The sequence below is a fragment of the Blastopirellula retiformator genome (assembly GCF_007859755.1).
GTDB classification, from domain to species: domain Bacteria; phylum Planctomycetota; class Planctomycetia; order Pirellulales; family Pirellulaceae; genus Blastopirellula; species Blastopirellula retiformator.
The window spans coordinates 103,715-128,959 of the sequence record NZ_SJPF01000006.1; the positions used below are offsets into that span (position 1 = coordinate 103,715).

Annotated in this window: 17 protein-coding genes; 8 read left to right on the forward strand and 9 right to left on the reverse strand. The window is 60.5% G+C overall.

Translation table 11 applies throughout. The annotated features are described in order from the left end of the window. Window positions 1-102: 102 nt before the first annotated feature. Window positions 103-1,290 carry an AraC family transcriptional regulator gene (locus Enr8_RS22395; protein WP_146436022.1) on the reverse strand — a complete coding sequence of 396 codons (1,188 nt, stop codon included), beginning with the start codon at window positions 1,288-1,290 and terminating at the stop codon, window positions 103-105. A 256-nt stretch (window positions 1,291-1,546) separates the two neighbouring features. On the opposite strand from Enr8_RS22395, the gene Enr8_RS22400 reads away from it, so the two are divergent. Beyond that, on the forward strand, window positions 1,547-2,626 hold the full coding sequence (locus Enr8_RS22400; protein WP_146436024.1) for an anhydro-N-acetylmuramic acid kinase: 1,080 nt from the start codon (window positions 1,547-1,549) through the stop codon (window positions 2,624-2,626). Window positions 2,627-2,665: 39 nt separating this feature from the next. Here Enr8_RS22400 and Enr8_RS22405 read toward each other — a convergent pair whose 3' ends face one another. From Enr8_RS22405 to murQ, 3 genes are all read right to left on the reverse strand, one after another. Next, a complete protein-coding gene (locus Enr8_RS22405) occupies window positions 2,666-2,929 on the reverse strand; it encodes a transposase (RefSeq protein WP_246120230.1) in 264 nt (87 codons plus the stop codon). 493 nt (window positions 2,930-3,422) lie between these two features. Then, window positions 3,423-4,418 (reverse strand): N-acetylglucosamine kinase, encoded by a 996-nt coding sequence (locus Enr8_RS22410; protein ID WP_146436028.1) that lies wholly within the window; start codon window positions 4,416-4,418, stop codon window positions 3,423-3,425. A 15-nt stretch (window positions 4,419-4,433) separates the two neighbouring features. Continuing rightward, window positions 4,434-5,348: an N-acetylmuramic acid 6-phosphate etherase gene (murQ, locus tag Enr8_RS22415; protein WP_146436030.1), complete on the reverse strand. Its 915-nt coding sequence runs from the start codon at window positions 5,346-5,348 to the stop codon at window positions 4,434-4,436. A 265-nt stretch (window positions 5,349-5,613) separates the two neighbouring features. Between murQ and Enr8_RS22420 the strand changes: the two genes are divergently transcribed. The 4 genes from Enr8_RS22420 (at window position 5,614) to Enr8_RS22435 (ending at window position 13,229) form a co-directional block, all read left to right on the forward strand. Beyond that, the gene (locus Enr8_RS22420; RefSeq protein WP_186767812.1) at window positions 5,614-7,119 is read left to right on the forward strand and encodes a sodium:solute symporter family transporter; all 1,506 of its coding nucleotides are present in this window, start codon (window positions 5,614-5,616) and stop codon (window positions 7,117-7,119) included. Next, the gene (locus Enr8_RS26320; RefSeq protein ID WP_146436035.1) at window positions 7,116-9,419 is read left to right on the forward strand and encodes an exo-beta-N-acetylmuramidase NamZ domain-containing protein; all 2,304 of its coding nucleotides are present in this window, start codon (window positions 7,116-7,118) and stop codon (window positions 9,417-9,419) included. Before Enr8_RS22420 ends, Enr8_RS26320 begins: the two co-directional genes overlap by 4 nt. Window positions 9,420-9,621: 202 nt before the next feature. Further along, window positions 9,622-12,225 carry a sodium:solute symporter family transporter gene (locus tag Enr8_RS22430; RefSeq protein WP_456236737.1) on the forward strand — a complete coding sequence of 868 codons (2,604 nt, stop codon included), beginning with the start codon at window positions 9,622-9,624 and terminating at the stop codon, window positions 12,223-12,225. Window positions 12,226-12,422: 197 nt separating this feature from the next. Further along, window positions 12,423-13,229 (forward strand): DUF1338 domain-containing protein, encoded by an 807-nt coding sequence (locus Enr8_RS22435; RefSeq protein ID WP_146436040.1) that lies wholly within the window; start codon window positions 12,423-12,425, stop codon window positions 13,227-13,229. Here Enr8_RS22435 and astB read toward each other — a convergent pair. From astB to Enr8_RS22460, 5 genes are all read right to left on the reverse strand, one after another. After that, complete coding sequence (gene astB, locus Enr8_RS22440) at window positions 13,226-14,545, reverse strand: N-succinylarginine dihydrolase (protein WP_146436042.1); 1,320 nt, start codon at window positions 14,543-14,545, stop codon at window positions 13,226-13,228. The genes Enr8_RS22435 and astB overlap by 4 nt on opposite strands. Beyond that, a complete protein-coding gene (locus tag Enr8_RS22445) occupies window positions 14,542-15,975 on the reverse strand; it encodes a succinylglutamate-semialdehyde dehydrogenase (protein ID WP_146436044.1) in 1,434 nt (477 codons plus the stop codon). The genes astB and Enr8_RS22445 overlap by 4 nt, the downstream gene beginning before the upstream one ends. 2 nt (window positions 15,976-15,977) lie before the next feature. Next, entirely contained in the window at window positions 15,978-17,027 is a 1,050-nt protein-coding gene (locus Enr8_RS22450) for an arginine N-succinyltransferase (protein WP_146436045.1), read from the reverse strand. Further along, the gene (locus tag Enr8_RS22455) at window positions 17,024-18,436 is read right to left on the reverse strand and encodes an aminotransferase class III-fold pyridoxal phosphate-dependent enzyme (RefSeq protein ID WP_146436047.1); all 1,413 of its coding nucleotides are present in this window, start codon (window positions 18,434-18,436) and stop codon (window positions 17,024-17,026) included. Before Enr8_RS22455 ends, Enr8_RS22450 begins: the two co-directional genes overlap by 4 nt. Window positions 18,437-18,679: 243 nt before the next feature. Beyond that, entirely contained in the window at window positions 18,680-19,876 is a 1,197-nt protein-coding gene (locus Enr8_RS22460) for a hydrolase (RefSeq protein ID WP_146436049.1), read from the reverse strand. Window positions 19,877-20,073: 197 nt separating this feature from the next. On the opposite strand from Enr8_RS22460, the gene Enr8_RS22465 reads away from it, so the two are divergent. From Enr8_RS22465 to Enr8_RS22475, 3 genes are read left to right on the forward strand one after another with little or no spacing between them, the layout of a single operon-like run. Then, window positions 20,074-22,515 (forward strand): DUF1592 domain-containing protein, encoded by a 2,442-nt coding sequence (locus tag Enr8_RS22465; protein ID WP_146436051.1) that lies wholly within the window; start codon window positions 20,074-20,076, stop codon window positions 22,513-22,515. A 3-nt stretch (window positions 22,516-22,518) separates the two neighbouring features. After that, entirely contained in the window at window positions 22,519-23,913 is a 1,395-nt protein-coding gene (locus tag Enr8_RS22470; RefSeq protein ID WP_146436053.1) for a DUF1552 domain-containing protein, read from the forward strand. A 5-nt stretch (window positions 23,914-23,918) separates the two neighbouring features. Continuing rightward, window positions 23,919-25,067: a hypothetical protein gene (locus Enr8_RS22475; protein WP_146436055.1), complete on the forward strand. Its 1,149-nt coding sequence runs from the start codon at window positions 23,919-23,921 to the stop codon at window positions 25,065-25,067. Window positions 25,068-25,245 lie beyond the last annotated feature (178 nt).

Consider the following 25,245-nt stretch of genomic DNA (forward strand, 5'->3'; position numbering starts at 1 on the left):
GCGTAGGGTGGGTGGAGCAAACGCGCCGCCGCGCGCTTGCTCCACCCACTCTACATTGGCTTTAGCGCGGCCCGTTGGGCCTGGTAAGAAATGGGCGAATTTTTAGTCCGCCATCAGCCGTTTTCGGAAGTTCCTCGGCGTTGTTCCAAAACTCTTGCGGAACGCGATCCCAAAGCGGGTGGCGTTGGAGAATCCGCAGGCGAGCGCCACTTCGGTGATCGACATCTCGCGATTACCGAGCAACTCGCGGCCGCGTTCTAGTTGCACGCGGCGGATTTCTTCGGCCGGAGAGCGGCCAAGGTATGAGCGGAATTGCATTTCCAGACTCCGCCGCGAGATCGGCACTTCGCGGAGGACGTCGGCGACGCTGATGCCGCGCTGCGTATGTTTTTGGATGAAGCGGAGCGCTCGGACGATCATCGGGTCGTCGATCGCCAACACGTCGGTCGACTGGCGACTGACCACGCCATGCGGCGAGATCGTCAGCGGCGTAGTCGACGCAGGCTGACCCTCCATCATCCGATGGATCATCGCCGCCGCCTCGTAGCCGATTCGTTCGCAGGCCAGCGAAATCGAAGAGAGCGGCGGCGTTGAAACTTCGCAGAGCAGTTCGTCCGAGTCCCCCGCTAAAATCGCAATCTCGTCCGGCACGCGAATCGAGGTGAAGTGGCAAACCTCGGCCAACTGTCGCGCATGATACGCGTCGACCGCCAACACCGCGATCGGCCGCGGCAGCGAAGTGAGCCAACGATTGACGCGCCGCTGTTGCTCACTCCACTTGATCTTGCGTCCCGCTCGATAGCCAGGCCGGTAGCTCTGGCACTCGAAACCCCGCTGTGTGACCGCTTGCTCAAACTCTTCCCAACGGCGGCTCGAATAGCGCTGACTGGGGGGCGCGAAAAACGCAAAGTTCGTGAACCCGCGAGCGACGAGATGCTCGACCGCCAATTCGGCCCGGGCGCCTTCATTGGTAATCACGCGTCCCACGCGGGGGAGATCGCCATAGACGTCGTCGACGTTGACCGAGGGCAGTTTTTTCTCGACGATTTGATCGGCTTGCAGCCGCGTCGAAATGCGGGCGATGATGCCGTCCCCTTTCCAGCCGTCAGGCAGCGAGGACCGCTGCTCATGGTCGCGGGGATCGATCAGCAGGTGCCAGAACGTATGTTTATCGGCATAACTGGCGATCCCGCGAATGACGCGACGTCCCCAACTCGTCTCGGTCTCGACCATGACGGCGATCTGGCGGATCTGCAGTTTCTCGCCGCGGCGATGCGAATCAGGTTCCATCAAAACGACGTGCCAATGGGTGGTGGTGAACGAGACAAGAGGAGCGGCAGGGCCAAACGTTTCTCCGCAAGGACGACTTGGCGGATGCGCAAACGCGATCTAGAATTCTCTCTATATCACCACGCTTCGGCAAGCCGACTATTTGGAAGCAGATCCTTCGTTCTGCAAAGAGCGGCAGGATTCGCCCTGCTATTTCGTGTAGGATGCCTGTTAGAGCTTTCTATTGACGAACAACCAGACGCCGACTGTTGTGGCAATGAATAAACAACATTTTGCAATTGGGCTGATGAGCGGCACCTCCGCTGATGGAGTCGACGCGGCGCTGATCAGCACCGATGGCGAAAGCGACGTTGATTTTCTCGGCGGGCTCACGCTCCCCTATCCCGAGCAACTGCGGGCTCGCGTGCTCGAGGCTTCGCAGCACAACGTCCGGATCGATGAGCTATTGCGCGTGGAGCGCGAGCTGACGCTCCATCACGTCCAGGCGGTCAAAGCGCTGATCGCGCAACTGGGCGACGCGGCTCGGCACGCGGCGATCATTGGCTTTCATGGCCACACGGTACGCCATTTTCCAGGCGAAGGACTCACGCTGCAGCTGGGCAATCCCTGGCTGTTGGCCGAGCAAACCGGCATTCAGGTCGTCTCCGACTTTCGCCGCCATGACATGGCCCGCGGAGGACAAGGGGCGCCGCTCGTCTCGCTATTCCATCGGGCGATCTTCGCCAACGAAACGGAACCGGTCGTCGTGCTGAACCTCGGTGGCGTCGCCAACGTCACCTGGCTTGGTCCCAACGGTGAGATCATCGCCGGCGACTCCGGCCCGGGGTGCGGCCTGCTGGACGAATGGGTCCAGGAGATGGCCGACATCAGTCACGACGAGGATGGCCGCTTGGCGCTGAAAGGAAAAGTGCACGAAGGGATCGTCCGCGAAGCGCTCTCGGTCGACTTCTTCCGCAAGCCGCTGCCGAAGTCGGCCGATCGATTTGATTTTGATCATGTCGACGTCTCGGGGCTCAGCGTCGAGGATGGCGCCGCCACGTTGTGCGCCGTCACCGTGCAAGCGATCAGCGGCGCCGTTTCTCGGATGGCGCAAGAACCGGCCGTACTATGGGTCACCGGCGGCGGCGTCCATCATCCGGTCATCATGAAGATGCTGGTCGACCGCTTCACAGACGTCCGCTCGATCAGCCAACGGGGCCTCTCGCCCGATACGCTCGAAGCGGAATGCTTCGCCTGGCTCGCCGTCCGCCACCAGCTTGGTCTGCCGCTGACGATCCCAGAAACGACCGGCTGCAGCGAACCGACCATCGGCGGCAGCATCACGCCGCTGCAGTAAAACTAACCCGAGGCGCGAGCCGAGGGAATGCGGCCCCCATCATTTACGGTCCTGCGCCTCGAGTGTGTAAATGATCGCGCCTACCAGCGCTACCTCGTCATTCAAGTCGCGTCCGCTGCCTAGTTCCGCCCACCACGCTTCGCGTGACGCCCCCATTTCGTTCAACCGCCGCGTCGCCCAATACTTCAATTGCCGCATCACTTCTTTAGGATGTACGTCGGCCGCGACCACGACGTGAACGTGATTCGAACGGCAGTTGACCGCGTGAAGGATCCAATTCCGAAAATGGCAGTGATCGCCAATCGCTTGCTCGACGACCTGCCGTTGCTCAAGATTCAGGAATACCTCCTCCTCTTTCATTGACTGCGTCGCCGCTCGTTGCCGAATCTTGTTAGCAGTCCGTTGATTTTCTCGACGGACTGCGTGATCGCACGGATGCGATCGCAAAATAACGACGTAAGTCGTTATTTTGCGAGCCGCGAAGAGCTATGCTCTGAGCCTGGCGAGGTTGGAAAAAGCCACGATGGCAGTTTTCAACAGGCAGTTAGGACGTTGGTCACCGCGAGACTTTTTCACCCACCCGCGATCGTCCCCCGGCAACCAACTGCCGTAGGTTCGCCTTGTCAAGAAATAGGCCAATGGTGCGGGAAGCGGCGGTTCGTTTGGGCGACGAATATTCACATTGCCTACGCTGAAAGAATAGCGAAGTGCGAAGCGTTCGTGTCAATGTAGCAGCCGGGTTGGAGTGGTGCACGCATTCCCTCGGCTCGCGCCTCGGGTTAGTGTTTCTGCGGTTTTACCGCAGAACGTTTAGCTCTCCGGCGAACTGGCCGTTGGCGGCTAGTTCGAGACAGGCATGAGTTGGGTCTTGCAGATGACGCAGCTGGACGGCGATTCTGCGGGCGATCAGTTCCTTTGCGAACTTCTCGCGGAAATAGTCGCCTGATTGGAACAGGCCGCCGGAGATGGTGAGCGGAATGCGGCCGTTGCGGTAGGTAACGAGCGTCAGTTCGATGCGGCTGCGAACGCGTTCGACCAGATCGACCAATTGGCGGATTGCCTGATCAACAAGCAGATCTGCGATCGATTCACCATCGACGGCCAACTCGATTACAGGCTGGGCGAGTCCGGCGATCAAGGCGCGTTGATCCTCGGCCGCGGACAGTCGATCAAGCGCTTCGGTCAATGAGCCGACGTGCCACTGCTGGCAAACCAGAATGGCCATTGGATCAAGCATAGGACCAAACTCCAGCGCCTCTAGCGCACAACGCAACGCCTGCCTACCTAGCGTAAATCCACTCCCCTCATCCCCGATCAAAGGCCCCCAGCCGCCGAGGATGACGATTTGCCCTTCGGCGTCTCGACCGATGCCGACCGAGCCGGTGCCGGCGACAATGCCGATGGCCTGCGTGTCGCTGGTTTCCGATTGCAGCAACGGGATCAGATCAGGCACAACATCGCACTTTGTCGCCACGCCGGCTGACAGAAGGCGTGTAGCCAGTTCGCGACGGAAGGAGAGATCAAGCGTGCCGGCGATCGCCAGCAAGGCCCGCTCACATGTTGTAACGCGAGCGCCCGCTTCTTCTTTGGCCAGCCGAACGCTTTCGACAATGGCGGCGACCGCCGCATCCATTCCGGTGGTGCGTGGATTGCTGCCGCTCGAAACGCCGCGGCCAAGAACATGCAGTTGTCCGCTAGGGCCGACCGCGCCCAGATAGCAAGAGGTCTTCGTCCCCCCGCCGTCGACGCCAAGATAGAAAGTACGCTGGTCCGTGGTTGTTTCGGGCGGCATCGCCGGCGCCTTGTCTTAGGCCGGCGAGCTTCCCTCGCCAGCGGTGCGTAACGCTTGTTTCAAATGGCCGTCCGCTTGTTCCAACAAGCGGCAGGCTTCTTCCGGCGTCTTGTCGGCCAGGTAGACGAAAATCGCCGTCTTCACTTCGCCCCCGCACCGCTTCAGCAACTGATCGGCTTCGGCTTCGCCCAGATCGGTCGCGGCGCCAACGATCCGAATCGCGCGAGCGTGCAACTTGATGTTGCTTGCTCGCAGGTCGACCATCAGGTTACCGAACGTCTTGCCAATTCGAATCATGGCGCCGGTGCTGAGGATATTCAAGACCATCTTGGTCGCGGTGCCTGCTTTCATGCGGGTCGAGCCGCTAACGACTTCGGGACCAACGACCGGCGTGATCGCCAGATCGCAGCGCGACGCCAGTTCGTTATTATCGTTACAAGCCAAGCCAATCGAAAACGCGCCGATCTGCTGCGCGTAGTCGAGTCCGCCAACCACATACGGCGTGCGTCCGCTGGTCGCGATGCCGACGGCGACATCTTTGCCAGAAAGCTGTATGCCCTGCAGATCTTGCACCGCCAGTTCAGGATGATCTTCGGCGCCTTCGACCGCGGTAGTCAGCGCGATCGGGCCGCCGGCGATCAAGCCGACCACCTGCTTGGGATCCGAGTTAAACGTCGGCGGACACTCCGAAGCGTCAAGCACGCCTAAGCGGCCCGAGGTGCCGGCGCCAAAGTAAATCAGTCGCCCACCTTTGGCCAAGCGATCGGCGATGACATCGATCGCATCGGCGATCGGCTGCGTCTGTTTGGCGACCGCTTGAGCGACTCCGGCGTCCTGACCGTTGATCAACTGGACGATTTCATACGTCGTGAAATCATCGAGCGACTCCGAGGCCGGATTAATTGCTTCGGTGGTGAGATGCTTGAGCATGTGAGTCTGCGATGAGTGTCCGACAGCTGAGATATTTTCAACACTTCCGAGTGTAACCGCGGGGTATCGCAATTCAAAGAAAACCTGCGCAAAGCGTAGAAATTACTGCGCTTTTGCGCCTAGCGATCCGACCTTGGCGATATAGACTAACATGGAAAGAAAACCGCGTATCAATCGCCACTTGCGCGTTCGTAGGCAGGGACTGAAATGGCGGTTTTCCCACCTGGCTCCTCGTCGCTCGTTCGGGTCTTTCGCAACGGATTCTATGATCTCTATCGCATCACTGGCGATTTCTCCGGTCGATATCGGCATCATTGGTTGCTACATCGTCGCCACCACGTTGTTCGGCGTCTGGTTGGGGCGGGGACAGAGTTCGACGACGCAGTTTTTCCTCGGTTCCCGCGACATGCCGTCGTGGGCGTTGCTTCTGTCGATCGTCGCTACCGAAACCAGCACCGTCACCTTCTTAAGCGTCCCCGGCAAGGCGTTCATTCCCGGCGGCAACTTCTCGTTCCTGCAACTGGCGATCGGCTACATCATTGGCCGGATCGCGGTGCTGACCTTTCTGTTGCCGCTCTACTTTCGTCATGAAGACTCGACCGCCTACGCGGTCTTGCAGCGGAATTTTGGTCCGTCGACCCGCAAACTCGCTTCGCTCTTCTTCTTGGGAGCCCGCACCCTGGGAGACGGCTTGCGGTTGTTTCTGACGGCGCTGGCGCTACAGCAGGTCGTCGACATTCCGTTTGCAGTCAGCGTGATGATCTTGGCGATCGCTACGGCCGTTTACGCGCTGTGCGGCGGCGTGCGGTCGGTCATTTGGAACGACTGTTTGCAATTCACCGTGTACATGAGCGGGGCGCTGTTGGTGATGGGACTGATTTTCTATCGCTTGCCCGGCGGCTTTGATCAGTACTGGCAATTCGCCGCCGACACGGGTCGCTTGCACCTGTTTGATCTCGCCTTCCTGCCGAGCGACGGTCACTTGACGCTGTGGGCCGGCATCTTTGGCGGCGGCGTGTTGAGCCTGGCGACGCATGGCGCCGATCAGTTGATCGTGCAGCGTTACCTGTGCGCCAAGAATCAACGGGCCGCCGGCTGGGCCCTGTTTTGGAGCGGGCCGATCGTCTTTTTGCAGTTCGCACTGTTCCTGGCGATCGGCGTTGGGCTGGCTTGCTACTTCACGCAGTTCAATCCCGAGATGCTCAGTCTGGCCGGCGATCAAGCGTTCGCCCGGTTCATTGTCGACGACCTGCCGATCGGCGTGCGCGGCGTCATTTTGGCGGCGGTCTTCGCCGCGGCGATGTCGACGTTGTCCAGCTCGGTCAACTCGTCGGCAAGTTCCCTGCTCGATGACCTGGGAGGAGACGCTTGGCGTCACCTGCCCGACGTTCGGCGTCTTCTTCTGGGTCGCAGTTTTACGTTGGTTTTCACCATCCTGCAGGCGGTCGTCGCGACTGGCGCCTATTGGTTCGCGTTCGGCAATTCGGTCGTCGACCAGGCTCTGGCGATCGCCGGATTTTCGGCCGGCCTGCTATTGGGACTTTTTCTGGTCGCCATCGTGATCGGACGGATCCCTAGTTGGCAAGCCAACACGGCGCTGATCTGCGGCGCAATTGTCATTCTGACTATCAAATACTCGACCAACGTCAGCGGCTATTGGTACGCTCCGCTCGCCGCCAGCAGTACGTTTTGCGTCGCCACGCTCTTATCGAAAATTCTTCCCAGCGAAGCGGCGCTGCCGCGAGGAACTCCCGCCGAGGAACACTCATGAAATATCGCTTGTTGATCTGGACCGCGTTGCTCTTGGCGTCCCCTTGTTCCGCCTGGGCGCAACTGCCTCATGCGACGCCGAACGAAGTCGGCATGCAGGCCGACTTTGGCGCCGATATCGAGCGTCAGGTCGCTATCGCCCTTGAAGAGAAGAAGATGCCGGGCTGCGTCGTGTTGGTCGCTCGCCAAGGCAAGATCGTCTTTGAAAAAGCGTTCGGCAATCGGCGAATTACTCCGACGGTCGAAGCGATGACGACCGACACGCTGTTCGATATGGCCTCGATCACCAAGCCGATCGCCACCGCCACCAGCATCATGCAACTGATCCAGCGCGGCGACGTCCGCTTGAACGAGAAAGTCTCGACCTACCTGCCCGAGTTCAAGGGGCATGGCAAGGAAAACGTCACCGTCGAGCAGTTGATGATCCACGTCGGCGGTCTGACGCCTGACAACGCCCTGGCCGACTACAAGAACGGTTGGCCCGAAGCGTACGAGAAAATCTGCGATTTGAAGTTGCTCTCGCCGGCGGGAGACAAGTTCCGCTATTCGGACGTCGGCTTCTTGGTGCTCGGCGAGATTGTCGCCCGGGTTAGCGGCAAGCCGCTTGATCAATACGCAAAAGAGAGTATCTTCGAGCCGCTCGGCATGCAGCAAAGCGGTTACAACCCGTCGCCGGAGCTGTGCGAAAAAGCGGTCACCACCGAAGAGGTCGATGGCCAGTGGCTGAAAGGAACGGTTCACGATCCGCGGGCTCGCGCCATGGGAGGCGTCGCCGGCCACGCCGGTCTGTTTAGCACGGCCGACGACATCGCGATCTACGCTCAGGCGATGCTCGACGCCCGTATCGGCGGCGAGAATACGGTCCTGAATCCGCAGACGCTGGCCAGGATGACCAGCCCGCATGACGCCGTCGGCAACAACCGCGGCCTGGGCTGGGACAAGCAAAGCGTTTACTCCCGCAATCGGGGCGACCTGATGACGCCGGCCGCTTATGGCCATGGCGGCTTTACTGGAACGGCCCTGTGGATTGATCCTGGTTTGGATCTGATCGTGCTGTTCCTCTCCAATCGGGTTCATCCCAACGGCAAGGGATCGGTCAACGATCTGGCGGGCAAGATCGGCACGATCGCCAGCGGCGCTTGTTTACCGAAGGCGCAGACCTCCCCTGCCCTGTCGACCAAGCTCGGCATCGACGTGCTGGCCGACAGCAAATTCGCGGCCTTGAAGGGACAAAAGGTGGGCGTAATCGGCAACCATACCAGCCGCACCAAGTCGGGAGAATCGATCGTCGAACTGATGGCCAATTCGCCCGACGTCGAACTGGTCACCATCTTCAGCCCAGAGCATGGCTTCTTCGGCGCGCTCGATCAATCGGAGATCGGCGACACCGTCGACCCGAAGACCGGCGTGGCGGTGAAAAGCTTGTACGGCAAGACGCGGAAGCCGACGCCCGAAATGCTGAAAGGGATCGATAGGCTCGTCTTTGACATTCAAGACGTCGGCTGCCGGTTCTACACGTACATCTCGACGATGGGGCTGGCGATGGAAGCGGCCGCCGAGAACAACATCAAGTTCGTCGTGCTCGATCGCCCCAACCCGATCAACGGCGTGACGATGGAAGGTCCGATGCTGGACGACGCCAAAGAGTCGTTCGTGGCCTTCCACGCGCTACCGATTCGGCATGGGATGACGATCGGCGAGATCGCCCAGTTGCTCAACGCCGAGAAGAAATTGGGCGCCGACCTGACCGTCGTCAAAATGGCAAACTGGCGGCGCGACGCCATGCTGTTTGATACCGGCCTGCCGTGGCGAAATACCTCGCCCAACATGCGCTCGCTGACCGAGGCCCTGCTTTACCCCGGCGTCGGCATCTTGGAAACGACCAACATCTCGGTCGGTCGCGGTACTGATACGCCGTTCGAGCAAATCGGCGCTCCCTGGATCAACGGTCCCGAACTGGCCGCCGCGATCGAAGCGTACGAGCCCCCGGGCGTACGAATCGTACCGATCGAGTTCACGCCGACCAGCAGCAAGTACGAAGGCGAACTTTGCAACGGCGTCAACTTTGTGATCACCGACTGGGAAACCTTTCGCCCGGTGCAATTGGCCTGGTCGCTGGCCGCCGCACTGAGGAAAACCTATCCCCAAGAGTGGGAAACGAAACGACTGCCGACGCTGCTCGGCAGTGCGTCGGTCCTGAAGCAGATCGAAGCGGGCGATTCTCCCGAGACGATCACCAAGTCGTACCAGGCGGGGCTCGACGAGTTTACCCAACGTCGCGAAGCCTTCCTGCTGTACTAAGCTGGGGCCTATTTTCTATACAGCCGATATGCTTTCTCCTCGGAATGAGCGCAGCCGATTATCGACGGCGGACGTCACTGCTTGCGCATTACGCGGCACGTTCCCTGCTTTTCCCTAACGGTCAATCTGAGCTACGCTGGGTTCTGTCCGTGGACGCCGCGCCAATGCCTTCGCAATGCGACCCGATGGGAGTCAGCCAAGCGTGTCAAACTTGCTCGCCCCGAATTTGCAATCTCGCTACTTTCCCGTTTTCATCTTCGTTTTTTCGGCCTTCTCGTCTGCCTGCATGGGGGAGGACCGCCTAAAGTGGACCGAACTGCCGCCGCTACCAAACCAACTTGGGGTGGCTGGCCCATTCGCCGGCGTCCACCAAAACGGGTTAATCGTCGCCGGGGGCGCAAATTTTCCCCGCCCCGTTTGGAAAAATAGTAAGCAGTGGGTCGACCAGATCCATGTGCTGACGAAACAAGATGGTCAGTACCAGTGGCGCGACGGTGGATCGCTGCCGCGGCCGATCGCGTATGGGGCCAGCGTCTCGACGCCGGAGGGGGTTTTGTGCATCGGCGGAAATGACGCCCAGCAAACCTATCGCGACGTTTTTCTGCTCCGCTGGGATGGCCAGCAAGTCAGCGCGACGCCCGGTCCGCCATTGCCGTCGCCCTGCTCTTACGTACAAGCGGCGCTGATCGACCAAACGGTCTACGTTACGTGCGGGCAAAAAGAGCTGGGTCTGTATAGCGCCACCAACCAACTGTGGGCGCTCGATTTGGCGAATCTATCGGCTACCGATTCCAACGTCTGGCAACCGCTGCCAGCGCTCCCCGGTCCGACGCGGGCCTTCGCCTTGGTCACGGGGCAGCACGATGGCTTTCGCGATTGCTTGTACGTCATCGGCGGGCGTCGTCAGGAGGCCGGCAAGACGCAGTTCTTGCGCGACGTCTGGCGGTACGAACCAATCTCTCGCCAGTGGAAACAACGCCGCGACGCTCCCCGCGTCGTCATGGCAGGCGAGGCGATCGGCAGCGGGCAAAGTCACATCCTGGTGGTCGGCAGCGCCGATGAGAGCAACTTCGATAAGTCGGATGAGTTGCAGGACGATCATCCCGGCTTCCCGCGCGAGGCGCTTAGTTATCACACGATTACCGACGCCTGGTCGACGGCCGGCGAAACGCCCGAAAACCTGGTCACCACCACCGCCGTCCGCTGGGACGGCGCGATCATCTTGCCCAGCGGAGAAGTCCGCCCGCGCGTTCGCTCGCCCCATGTCTGGCGAATTGAGACCGTCTCGTCGACCGCCAGTTTCGGCACGCTCAACTACCTCGTGCTGCTGGTTTACCTGACGGGGATGGTCGGCGTTGGGGTCTACTTCGCTCGGATGAATAAGAACACCGACGACTTCTTCCGGGGCGGTATGCGCATTCCGTGGTGGGCGGCCGGCTGCAGCATCTTCGCCACGATGCTCAGTTCGCTCACCTTCACCGGTCTTCCTTCCAAGGCGTACGCGCAAGACTGGGCGTTTGCGCTCGGCAACTTTGCAATTCCGCTGGTGGCGATTCTGGCCGTCTATGGTGCGCTTCCGTTTTACCGCCGCATCGACGCAACCAGCGCCTACGAATATCTCGAGAAACGTTTCGGCCGCTCGGTTCGCATGTTCGCCAGCGCCAGCTTTGCGCTCTTTCATACGTTTCGCATGGGGGTGGTGATGTCGCTGACCGGACTGGCGCTGGCGATTGCAACGCCGCTGACGCCGGCTCAGTCGGTGCTGCTGATGGGCGTACTAAGCATTCTCTACTGCACGCTTGGCGGTATCGAAGCGGTGATTTGGACCGATACCATCCAGACCTTTGTGCTGCTCGGCGGCGCGGTGCTGGCGCTCAGCTTGTTGATTGCCGGCGTCGATGGCGGGGTGAGCGGCTTTCTCTCGATCGCCACAGCCGAAAGCAAGTTCAACCTGGCCAACTTGCACTGGGATGCGACCGACACGCAGACGGCGCTCTGGGTAGTGGTGATCGGGGCGATCGCACAAAACGTTTCCTCGTACACCGCCGATCAAGCCGTCGTGCAGCGGTACATGACGACGCCGACGCAGTCGCTGGCTGCGCGGTCGATCTGGACCAACGCCGTGTTGGCGGTCCCGGCGACGATCCTCTTCTTTGGCATTGGCACGGCGCTGCACGCTTACTACCAAAGCCATCCCGAAAAGCTTGATCCGACGATCACCACCGATCAAATCTTCCCGCTGTTCATCGCCCGCGAAATACCAGCCGGGCTGGCGGGTCTGATCGTGGCGGGGATCTTCGCCGCCGCGCAGTCGACCGTTTCGACCAGCATGAACTCGACCGCCACCGCGGTCGTCACCGACTTTCTGCGCCCGCTGCGCATCTGTCGCAGCGAACAAGGGTATCTCAACGCCGCCCGGCTCTGCACGCTGCTGATCGGCGTAGCCGGAACGTCGCTGGGACTGATGTTCGCCGATCCGTCGATTCGTTCGTTGTTCGACGCCTTCATGCAGGTGATCGGGCTGTTCATGGGCGTCCTCGGCGGGCTGTTTCTGCTGGGGGCGTTGACGCGACGCACCACCGAAGCCGGCGCCATGATCGGCGCGCTCGTCGGCGCCGGCGTGATGTTCTCGCTATGGAAATACTCTTCCGTCAGCGGGTATCTCTTCACGGCAATCGGCATTACCGTCTGTTTTGTCGTGGGGTACCTGGCCAGTTGTTGTCTGCCGCCTGGCGAAAAGAACCTGGCCGGATTGACGCTGATTGACAATCCTCCGCCGGTTTCTGAATCGCCGACGGCTTACTAACCGACTTTTCGGGATGGCGAAGATGGCGCCTTCGGCGACAAAATCGCGCTGGTCAACGGATTAATGTTCCCCGTTGCCAGACTGCCAGTTCGCGCAAACTCGTCGATTTGCCATTCGCCGCAGCGCCCCCTCAGGCGTACAATTCCCCCAGTAGCGACTATCTCTCTTCTCGCCCCCACATATTGCGGAGCACCACCATGGCGATTCCTGTCCTCGAACTGATCGATCTTCTGTGGGGCAAGTTTCGCGCCATGAATCCTCAGGCCGAGCAGATCGTCGACTTGCTCTCGGCCCGCGGCGATTCTCTACAGAACGACCATATCGCGTTTCGCACCTTCAACGATCCGCGGATCGGGGTTGCGGAACTCGCCAAGTCGTTTGTGGCCGCAGGATACGTCGTGGGCGACGAGTACCACTTTGAGGCGAAGAAGCTGTACGCTCAGCATTTTGAACATCCCGACCCGGCGCTGCCGCGGATCTTTATCAGCGAACTCTTGCTCGAAAAGTTCGACGCGCCGGTTCGCAAGATAGTTGAGCGCATGGTTGATCAAGTCGATCAACAGGTGCGGGATGACAATCACCCGCTTTGCATCGCCGGTCGGATTTGGCAGTCGTCGTATTCAGATTGGCGGCAATTGCGCGACGTCAGCGAGTACGCCGCGTGGATGGCGGCCCACGGTTTCTGTGCCAATCACTTCACCGTCTTCGTCAACGCGTTGACTTCGGTTTCGTCGCTACAGGAACTGAACCAACTGCTGGTGGAACATGGGTTCGAGCTCAATCAGGAAGGGGGCGTGATCAAAGGCTCGCCGGAAGTCTTTCTGGAACAATCGTCGACAATGGCGTCGACCGTGTCGGTCCAGTTTTCGGATGGAGTGCACCGGGTCCCCGGCTGTTACTACGAGTTCGCCCGGCGATATCCGCTCCCCAGCGGCGAACTCTTTTCGGGGTTTGTCGCCAAGAGCGCCGACAAAATCTTTCAAAGCACCGACAGCCGCAGTTAAGCGATCAGTCGCTTGTTTCCCAGAATACGCCCCAACTCATCCAGCGACTCCTCCACTTCGTCGGCCAGTCGCGGGTCGGCCAGGTCGGCGATCGACAGTCGCTCGCGATAGTGCGTCTCGATCCAATCGCTGAGGCGCTGATGGAGTTTGGGGGTCCATAAGATCGCCGGCGGGATCGCCGCCAACTCCTTATCGGTCAGCACGACGCGCAGTCGCAAGCAAGCGGGGCCGCCCCCATTGCGCATGCTTTGCCGGACGTCGACAAACTCGCACTGGGCAATCGGGTTCGTTTCGGCTAGCAGCCGCTCAATCAACTTCCGTGCGGCGTCAGACCGCTCACACTCAGCCGGGCAGACCAGCGTCATCGTCTCGCCGGTTGAGAGCAGTTGGCTGTTAAAGAAATAGGTTCGCACCGCTTCTTCCAGCGGTAGTTCCGCTTCGGAAATCTCGAGCGTCGTCAGCTCACCGCCGAACTTCTCGTTCAACTCTTGCAAGACCGACGCCTGATCGGCGAAGGCGTGCTCGTGCACCAGGTGGACCGACGTGTTGCCGACCGCGATCACGTCGTTATGAAAAACCCCGGCGTCAATCGCGCGGCGGCTTTGCTGGGCCAAGACCGTCCGCTGAGGCCAAAGTTGATGCTGCTGCGAGATCCACTCGGCGGCCAAGCGCGTTTGGCGAGCCGGAAAACGCCCTTCGGCATCGTCCGCTTCCCCTTCCCGTCCATAGACGAACATTTCAACGCCACGATCGGCGTGACGCTGGCAAAACCGGGTATGATTGGCGGCGCCTTCGTCGCTAAAATTCGCCGCGTCGGGCAACGGATCATGCACGACAAAATATCTCGAATCGGCGAAAATTTCGCGTAACATCCGCGTCGTCGGCGCCGCCTCGATCCGCCGATGCGGCATCGTCCGCAGATTGGCTGGCGTCAAATGTACGCGACCGTCGGTCGTGTCGGCGCTCGGCGAAACGGTCGCCGCGTTGGCCGCCCACATCGCCGCAGCGCTGTAGGCGACGCTCAAGAGCTTCGGCTTCTGTTTGGCGACTTGCTTGATCACCTCATGCCGCTCGCCGGTAAAGCCGCACTCGCTTAAACATTCCCAGTGCGGTCGCCGCTGCGGCGGTAAGATCGCTTGCGCCACTCCCATATTCGCCACGCGGCGCATCTTAGCCAAGCCTTCCAAGGCGGCCTGCCGCGGCGATGAGACTTGATGGCGATGCGATAGCGACGCCAGGTTGCCCGCCGACAGTCCGCCAAAATGATGCGTCGGCCCCAACAGGCCATCAAAATTGACTTCGCATGCGGATGTCACGACTGGCTCTCCGGCAACTTGTCGGCCGGAACCAGTCCGGCGACCGGCACGCTGCAAAAGTCGGCGGCGAAATAACCGGCCGGGCGATAGTTGCCGCTGGCGCCGGTTCCTCCGAAGGGAAGCCGGCCGCTGGCCCCGGTGGTCGGCACGTTCCAATTGATCAGCCCCGCGTTGACCTCGCGGCGGAACTGCTCAAACGCCGCCTGGTCTCCGCCCAGCAGCCCCGCCACCAGACCGAAGCGGGTGTCGTTCGCCTCGGCGATCGCCGCCGCGAAATCATCCACCCGCACAACCTGCAGCAACGGCCCAAACATTTCCTCATCCGTTCGCACGCTGCAATGGGTAACGTCGATCAGCCCCGGCGAAAGAAACGCCGCGCTATTTGGCAACTGCCGACTCGCCAACAGCTCGACCGCGCCGCCGGCGATCAAACGCTGTTGTTCGCTCAAGATGCGTTCGGCCGCCGCCGCATGAATCAGCGGCCCCATGAAGGGCTCTGGAATTGCGTCGGCCGCATCAACCACAATTTGGGCAGTCTTTTCTCGCAAGGCGGCGAGAAACTGCTCGCATGGTCCGACCAAGATCAACCGCCGCACGCAGGTACAACGTTGCCCCGAAGTAATAAACGCCGATTGAATCACTTGGTCGACCTGCGTCAGGTTTTCATCCGGCTCAAGCACGACCAATGGATTGTTTCCTCCCAGCTCGAGCGCCAGCAGCACCTCGGGGCGATGGACCAGCGTCTCCCGCAACTTCAGCCCGGTTGGCAGACTGCCGGTGAAGAAGAGCCCCCGCAGGCCAGGGTGCTCGGCGATTCGCCGTCCCGTTTGGGCGTCTCCTTGCAGCAGATTGAAAACGCCCGGCGGCACGCCGGCTTCTTCCCAGAAGCGAGTCATTAGCTCAGCGACGTGCGGCGTCAGTTCGCTTGGTTTGAACAACACGCAGTTGCCCGCCAATAGCGCCGGGACAATTTGTCCGTTGGCGATATGAGCCGGAAAGTTGAAGGGGCCGAATACCGCGACCACGCCCAGCGGACGATACCAGGTTCGTCCGATGCGGGCCTTCAGGTCGATCGACTCTTCGGCACGGCGACGCACGTGGGCATCAATCGTCACCTCAATCTTGCCGACCGTCGCGTCGACTTCTGACGCGGCATCCCACCGCGGCTTGCCCACCTCGGCCGAGATCGCGTCGGCCAGTTCGGTCCGATTCAGACGGACGATTTCGGCGAATGCCCGCAATAGTTCCGCACGAGCTTCGACCGTTTGGACGCCCCAGGCCGAAAGAGCGTCCGAAGCGGCTGCAAACGCAGCGTCAACGTCGGCGCCGGCGGCTGCTGCGCCTTCCCACACCGTCTCTCCGTTGGCAGGATTGGTCGACGCGAACGTCTGCCCTGCCCCATTTTTCCACTTGCCGCCCATGTACAACATGACTACGCCTCCACTCGCAGGTCGACGTATCGCAGCGCATCGCCCGGCCTAACTTGCAACGCTTCGGCCAGCGTCTGTTCGATCACCAAGCCGTCCTCGCGCAGAAAGAGCAAGCCGCCGGCCGCCAGAAAAGGACCGCCAACGGTCGTCGCGATACACCTGCGAAACGCTCCCATGTCTTCAAAATGCGTTTCAATTTCTACAATGGCGTCGACGCGGCTGTCGCGCACCGCCCGGATCTCTTCTCGCTTGCACTGCAGGATGGGGCCGGCTTCAAAGATGTCGACCAGGTCATGCCACTCCAGGCCTTCTCCTTCGAGCAATCGCCGAGCCGGCGCGGTGAAGTGATGGACTTCGCCGATCGACGCTTGAGCCGCCGGCGGAAGGAGTCCGACATAGATCGGATGCCGCGGCATTAGCGTTTCGATGAACTCTTTGTTGTAAAGACTCAGCATGTCGGCGTTGGGAAAGTCGATCCCCAAGAAGTGATGGGCGAGCGAGTCCCAGAACGGACACGATCCATCCTCGTTGATCACGCCGCGCATCTCGGCGATGACTTCGCTCTCGAACAGATCCGGAAAGTTCGCCATGAACAGAAACCGGCAGAGCGAAAGCACCCGACCTGTTCCGCCGCCGCGAAACTCGCTCCGTAGGAAGAGACTGCCGATCTCGGTTGGCCCGTCGTGCTCGCGCACCAGGTACAGGACCTCATGTTCGTACCGCAGGCCCAGCGTCTCCGACTCGTGCACTTCGGTCCGCAGTTGGTAGGCGTAATTCGGTTTGAAGCCGCCGACCTTCGGCACGATGCCGCAGGTACCGACGATCTCGCCGCTCCGCTTTTCCTCCATAACGAACAAGAACAACTCGTGCTGAACGGAATCGTCTTCCATTTGAGAGAAAGACCGCACCGCCTGCTTCATGCGCTTCTCCATCAGCGACTCGTCGCGGGGAAGCGTTGTCAGTCCGGTCGCGGTCAGTTTAGCCAACGCATTGACTTGACTCAGGTCTTCCATTTGAATCGGACGCACGACGAGCAACGGTTCTTGGCTCATGCAGGACTCCCACTCGATTCCTGATGCGAACGCAACAAGGTTTGCTCCAGGATGTCGCAAACCGCTTCGATCTCGTCATCGGAGACCGCCAACAGCGACGGCAGAAAGCGAATCCGAGTCGGATCCGATCCCGCGGCGAAGGCGATCACGCCGGCCGAGAACAGCTCGGTCAACACCCGTTTCGCCGCCGCGGCCGAACCATCGAGCGCCGTCAGCGCCACCATGCCCCCCACGCCGAACGGCCCGCGAATCAGTTCCGGATGGCGCTGATTCAGTTTCTCGAAGCGAATGCAGAACCGACGATGAATTTGGGCATTGCGACCATCCGGGCCATAGAAGCCGCCATGCTGAAGCCGGTCCAGAATGTACTTGGCCGCCAGCAGCGCCGTTGTCGAACTGGTAAACGTCTGGCTCAGCAGTCCTGGTTTGGGGTTCATGGCGCCACCGAACAGCGTCGCGCAAACCTGCGTCATTTTGCCGACGGTCACGATATCGGCGTACTGATCGAGCCCGAGCATCTGATAGGCGAAAGGCGCCAGAGTGCGACCGAAGGTTTGGATCTCGTCAAAATAGATCGGCACGCTCGCGCTACGTAGTTCTTCGCACAGCGCGGCAAAGAACGACTTTGGCGCCGTTCGATAGCCCCCTTCGCCTTGCACCAGCTCCATGATGAAACCGCAATGGGCGCCCGGGTAGCGGGTCAGATACATGCGAAGCGCGGCGACGGCGTCGTGCTGGCTTTCTTCGCCGGCATCAGGATTGTAAAACGGCACGAAGTCGACCGGGATCGTCGCCGGCAGCCCGGCCCGGTATCGCGGCCGATCGGTAATTTGCGACAAAACGATCGAACGCCCGGCGAAGGCATGGTCAAACGCCAAGATGCGGTGTGAGCCGGTCCGATGCTGGAACAAAATCTTCAGCGCGTTCTCATTCGCCATTGCGCCGCTGGAGGTCAAAAAGCAATGGTCGATCGGGGCGCCTTGCCCGCGAGCGAGCGTGACCAACCGCTGGCAAACTTCCAGCGACTCCCGGTTCTGCTGCAGATTCCCCTGCATTACGGTGTCTTCGATCGCCGCATCGGTCAGCACGTCGACCAACTCGGGCAGGCTGTGCCCACAGACATGGACGCCAATGCCCGAGATCATGTCGTACTTGACGCTGCCGTCAGCCAATTCGACCAAACTGCCGCGGCCGATGCCGCTGCCGAGAAACGGATAGTAGAGCGGGTTACCGCGGAGATCGGCGAATTGCGAGAGCGCCGCTTCGTAATCGGCCTGCAGCTCTGGCAGCGGATCGCGACGAGCCAGCTTTTCGGAATGTTCCGCTAGAGCCTCGCGGAGGAGTCGTTTGGCCTCGACGACTCTGGGGTCGGCTTTCAACATTTCCGCAGTCAACTTCGGCTGATCCATCCCACTTGCTCCTAGAGCGTTTTTCTGATCGCTGTAGCGTTTCTGGCGCCGGTGAGGCAAGCTGGTCAAGGCGACCGAAGCAGGCGAATCCTCAAGATTCGTCGATGCAGGTCAACGCCGACCAGCGCGGCCGCAACCAGCCAGAACGATACAGATGGAGGAAAACCGCTCTAAAGGTTGACGACTTTCAATTATACGTGATTGCTCCGAAAAGAAGGGAAAATGTTCTCGCCGAAAGTTCGCCTAATTCCCGGCGCGACTCTTGGTAATTAGGAAACTGGCCGATAGCTTCGCTCGTTCGGCCAGACTGGCCCGCCACATGTATTCGCCGGTCGAGTGGATATTGCCGCCGCGTACGCCCAGCGTGTCGACATTGGGAACGCCCAGGGCGGCCAAGCGGTTTCCATCGCAGACGCCGCCCGATCGCTGCCATTCAAGCCCGATCCCTAACGACTGACCACACTGCTGGAATTGCTGCAACAGCGCTTCTTGCGGCAGGCTCAGCAACTTGGGCGGCGCCGAGAATTGGCCCTCTTGCTGCAGCGTGATCCCGTCACCCGCTGCGCCGCAAATCTTGGCGAGCGCCGCGGAGATCTCCGTCTCCAACTCGGGCCGCGGATAGCGGATATTCAGCCGTACCACGGCGACATCCGGCACGACGTTGTAGGGCGAACCTCCGTCGATCCGCGCAACGTTGAACGTCGCGCCAGGCCAGCGTCCGTTGAGAGCGTGCAACTGCCGAGCGACCTCGGCCGCGGCGACCACGGCGTTGCGTCCCTGGTCAAACTCGCGACCGGCATGCGCGGATCGTCCCCGGGCGATGATCGAGAAATTGCCAGAGCCGCCCCGCTCGCCGACCAGATCGCCATTGGGCAGGCTCGGCTCGTAGACCATGCCGAAGTCCGCCCCGGCGGCGTATCGCCCAAACAGTTCGGCCGAGCAAGGAGAGCCGATCTCCTCGTCGCTGTTCAAAATCACTCGCCATCCCAGCCGGGTATCTCCCGAGGCCTCGACATACCGTTCGAACGCGAGCAGCGCGTACAGTAGGACGACCAGGCCTCCTTTGGCGTCGGCAACGCCAGGCCCGGCAATTTGCTCGTCGGTGCACGTGACCGTTTGAAAGGGGGAGTCGACCGGATAGACGGTGTCGAGATGAATCGCGAGCACCGCTTGCAGCGGCGATTCGGCGCGGCGAGAGATGACCAGCGCGTCTCCAACCGGCATTTCGACCGCTTCGCCGCTGGCGTTGATCTCGTGGTGCGGCGACAGCGGAAGGCGCAAAACGCTGCCGGCGATCTCCTCGAAACTCCGATCGACCTCATCGGCCAGACGCTGAACGCCTGCCAGGTGATAGGTCCCCGTATTAATCGACGCCCAGTCGATAAGCAGCTTTTCCATCGCAGCTTGCTGCGAGTCGAGCCACGTGATAGCTGGGTCCATGATTGAACTCCTTCAATGCCCCACCCCTGCGGCAAACATAGCATGCGAACCATAAGGAAACTATTTTCTGGCGGGGTGAATTTCCTGCTTTGCGCAGCCTCCGATTAAATAAAATCCTTGACGAAGGCCCTCCAAACGGACTATAACCATGCTTCTCTCCTCCACTATTTTTCCCGCCTTTCACACCGCCAATCTCCATGCCACCACGGTACTACCAACTTGGTTTTGCGCTGACGACGTGGATTTGCGCAATCGTCCAGATCGGCCAAGCGGAATCTCCCAGTCACCCACCGTTCGCCAAGGCGATTGAGCCCTACCTGACGAAAAACTGCGTTCATTGCCATGGCGCCGATGCGCAGGAAGGGGACTTCCGCGTCGACACCTTGTCGCAGGATGTCGGCGAAGGGGCCTCGGTCAACCGCTGGCTGGAAGTGATCGAAAAGATCAACAATGGCGAAATGCCGCCCCCCGACGAGGCCGACTTGCCGACCGCCCAGCAAAACGCGGAAATCGTCGAATGGCTGGCCGCGCGCATTGAAGAAGGCCGCACGGCGCGACTCGCCCAGAAACAGCCGGTCTCGTTTCATCGTCTCACCCGCGACGAATACGCCAACACGATCGAAGACTTGTTTGGCGTCCAGTACGGCGTCGCCGACCCCGGCGGGCTCAACGAAGAGCCGGAATGGCATGGTTTTGAACGCATCGGCTCGGTCCTCTCGCTCTCGGCCTCGCATATCGAAAAGTATTATAGCGCCGCCGAAAAGATCCTGGAGGAAGCGTATCCAACCCGGCCGATTCCGCCAACGGTCGTTCGCAAAAACGCCCTGAAACTACGCGGCGGTCCGTCAGGTCAGGTCGTCAAAGAGCTGGAAGAAAAAGGGATCGCCGATCAGGTCCGAGTCGACATGTGGCCCGGCCACGAGATGCAAGGCGGTCGCCCGGGCCCGGACGGCGGCATGCTGAAAAACGGCGGCCTGTTCAAAGTTCGCATCAAAGTGAGCGGCCTCAAACCGCCAGGCGGTCGAGCCCCGCATCTGACGTTCTATGCCGACAAAATCGACCGCCTGCTGTTTGAACAAGACATTCTCGCTCCGGAAGATGAGCCGGCGATTGTCGAGTTTATGGCCGATTTGCCGGCCGGGGGTCATACCTTCAAAATGACCAACGACGTCCCAGGACCGTCGAACCTCCCTCGGTCAGGCCGTCACGGATCGCGTCCCTTCATCAGTCTGGAAGATGGACGCATTCCGTGGCAGCTAAAGCTGACCGACGAAGAAGGTTTGCCCCTTTATCCCTTCCTGATCGTCGATTGGGTGGAATGGGAAGGCCCGCTTGAGCCCGCCGATATCGCCGCCAAACGAGCCCGCTTTATGCCTGCCGAAGATGGCAATAGGGATCAAGCGAAGGCCTGCTTGGCGCGGCTGTGCGACGCGGCGTTCCGTCGCCCGGTCGAGACCGCCGAGCTGGAGCAGTACTACAACATCGTCGAGGAAGAAATCGCCGCCGGCGCCGACTTCCGCCAAGCGATGAAGACCGGGATGCTGGCGATTCTCTGTTCGAAGAACTTTCTGTTCGTCATCGAAGGGGATCTAGCACAGCCGCAAGCGAAACTCAACGACTTCGAGTTGGCGACGCGTCTCTCGTACCTGTTGTGGAGCACCATGCCGGATGAAGAATTGTTCGCCCTGGCCCGCGAAGGGAAATTGCGCCAACCAGAAGTTCTGAAGCAGCAGTTCGAGCGGATGATCGCCGACCCGCGGGCCGAAGAGTTCAGCCAAGATTTCTCGCGGCAATGGCTGCAAATGCACAAGCTCGGCATGTTCCCGCCGAACAAAGAGCTGTATCCCGAATATGATCCGCACCTGGAACGGAGCATGGCCGGCGAGACGTTCGCCTTCTTCCAGGAAGTGCTTCACAAAAACCTGACTTTGCGTGAATTCATCGACTCGGACTGGACGATGGTCAACCCGCGTCTGGCGATTCACTATTCGATCGACGGGATCGAGAAAGACGAATATCAGCGGGTTGCATTGTCGCCCGAGGATCCCCGCGGTGGGCTGCTGACGCAAGCGGCGGTCTTGTCGCTCACGTCCGACGGAACGCGGCAGCGCCCGGTCCATCGGGGCGTGTGGGTCATGCAATCTGTCTTTGGCAAATCGCCCCCTCCGCCGCCGGCCAATGTCGAGCCGATCGAGCCCAACCCGGTCGATTCTCCCAAGGCGACGATTCGGATGAAGCTTGAAGCGCACAAGCACGATCCCAACTGCGCCGCCTGCCACCGCAAGATTGACCCGCTCGGTCTGGCGTTTGACAACTTCGACGCCATTGGACGTTGGCGCGAAGAGGAAGTGGTCCCCCAGGGTACCGGCGCCAATCCGCCGGTCGACCCCAGCGGCGTTTTGCCCGACGGCCGCTCGTTTACGACTCCGCAAGAGTTCAAAAAGCTACTGTTGGCCGACATCGATTCATTCAACCAAACCTTCGTCAAGAAGCTGGCGACCTACTCGCTGCGTCGGGCCATGACGGTCGACGACCGCGCTGATTTGGAAGCGATCGCCAGCAAGAGCAAGGATGCCGACTACCGCGTGCGTGATTTGGTGGAAGCGCTAGTACTTTCCGACCTATTTCAGAAACGGTGACTCATGAGCCACTTCAATTTCAACCGGTGGAGAATTAACCGACGTCACGTCCTGCGAGGGCTGGGGGCGACGTTGGCGCTGCCGCTTTTGAACTGCATGGATTCGGGCAAACTGGTCGCGGGCGAGAACGTCAAAAACGATGCTGCGCCCGCCAAGCCGAAGCGGTCGGTATTCATCTACATTCCCAACGGCGTCAACACGCTCACCTGGCAGATCGAAAAGGCGGGCGCCGACTACGAACTAAGCGGTCCGCTGAAGTCGCTGGAGGAACATCGCAATCAAATCACGCCGATCAGCGGTCTGCACCATCCCAACGGGATCGGCCAGGCCCACGAGTGCGACAAAATCTGGCTGACCGGCGCCAAAATCAGCCAGGAAGGAGGCGCGTTCCGTAATACCGTCTCGGCCGACCAGATGATGGCCGAAGTGACGTCCCCGCATACTCGGTTTTCTTCGTTGGAACTGGCGGTCACCGGCGGCACGCTCGCCTGGTCGAAAGACGGCATTCCGCTGCCGGCCGAACGTCGCCCCAAGCAGATCTTCGATCGCTTGTTCGGCGTCGCACCCGGCGGCGCCGAAGCGGCGAAACGGAATCTGAACCGTCGCGGCAGCGTCCTCGACACGCTGCTGGCCGACGCCAAAGACTTCCGTAAGCAGATCGGTACCGAAGATCGCAACAAGTTAGACGAGTACCTGAACGCCGTCCGCGACGTCGAAAAGCGGACCCGCCGCTCGTACGAATGGCTCGACATTCCCAAGCCGGAAGTCGCCGCGGAAACCAAGAACAAACTGACCCGCGATATTCCCTATTCGGAAGCGGGCGACCTCTATCGCACGATCTACGACCTGATGGTGCTCGCCCTGCGGACCGATATGACCCGCGTCATCACCTGCATGAGCGGCAGCGAAAGCAACGGTCTGGCAATTCCGGAAATCGGCGTCGCCCAATCGCGGCATGAACTGTCGCACCACAATGGCGACCCCGAACAGCTCCGCCGTTTGACGCAGACCGACACCTTCCTGGCGCAGCAGCTTTCGTACTTCATCGGCAAGCTCAAGTCGCACCAGGAAGATGGCGAGACGCTGCTGGATCGCACGATGGTCTTGTTTGGCAGCGGCATGGCCTACGGCCATAGCCACGGCAACGCGAACCTGCCGATGGTGCTGGCTGGCGGCGGCGGGCTGGGCATCAAGCATGGGCAGCATGTCGACTTCAACCTGCCGAAGCTGGGCGCTTACGACTTGACGAACGCTCGCGGACACTACGGCGTCTGCTCGCGTCCGGTCGACAGCGACGCCCATCTCAGCAATTTGCTGCTGACGATGATGCAGAAGATGGACGTGCCGGCGGATTCCTTCGCCGACAGCAACGGCGTCGTTTCAGAAATTTTGGGATAAGTCGCGTGCGAAACTTACTGCTATTGGCGCTGGTCGCCGCTGGTTTCGGCTTCGCTGGTTCTTTGCTGGCGGAAGAGCCCGCCTATCGGACCGACGCGAACGGGGACGAGAAGCTGCCGTGGTATCAGACCGAGCCCGGCAAGTTTCCACCGGTCGACTCGGCCCACTACTTCGCCGGAGAGTTGATCGAAAAGGACCATGTCCATCGGACTGGCGAAATTCGGGTCTCCCGCACCGATGCGCAGCGTCGCCACCACTGGGACGTGCCGATCGAGTTCCGCCTGTTGCCGTACGGATCGCTCAAGTATCACGGAGCGCTCGCCGCTCTCCAAGATATTCCGCTCAACACGCACCTGCATGGTTGGTACTTCGCCAAGGACAAAGACGAAGAGCAGCGAAAATTCTACTTCAATCGTGAGAGCATCGAGTCCGACTTCACCAAGGCGATTCGCCTGATGGACGACTTCAGCTACTACGACGAGCAACAGAAGCTGTTCAACGTGGAAGCGATCGATCTGGAGACGATGAAGCTGACGCTGCGCGGCGTTGATACCGCCAGCGGCGAAGCCGACAAGGAAACGTTCGACATCGACGTTACGCCGGCGACGCGGGTCTACTTGGGCAATCAGTTTGTGACGCTGGACGAGGTCAAACCAGGCCAAAAGATCTTGTACAACCTGACCTGGGCGACCCTCTATGGGATCGGTCGTTGTACCGACCTGTGGCTCGACGAGGAGAGCCGCGAACTTGCGCGGAACCGGCAATTTGAACAACACCGGCTGCATATCAAGTACCGCGGCGTCCCCGGCTGGATCGACGAAGTCGACAACCAGAACCGGATCGTCACGGTGACCTTCTTTGACGGCGTCGATCCGCACATCCTGGAAGAGTTCCAAGTCAGCGGTCCGGTGCATGGCATCGTCGCCGAGCCGACGCTGCAAAGCTATGACCAGGTCAACGATCGCAAAGTCGGACCGGTAGTCGACATTCGCGACGTTCCCAAGGTCCCCGGCAGTAGCGGAAAGCAAGTCAGCTTCAAGCCGCAGCTGCTGCTGGAAGGCTTTCGTCCCGGCAAGATCATCCGCCTGACGCCGGTCGGCTGGCCGATGGTCGCGATTCCGCAGGAAGAGACGCTTTGGCCTGAGCGGCAATAGCGTCCATCGCGCCAAGGGCGCACTTGCCGCCTGGTTTCCGCTTAGCTCCACCTGACGCCGATCGGTCATCGTTGAATCGGCGTCTTCTTTGCGCAAAATTGCTATCGCATTTCTGAACGATTTGCTGTCGTCGCTAGCCGCGCCGAACCGCCATTTTCAGCGTAATCGGCACACCTTA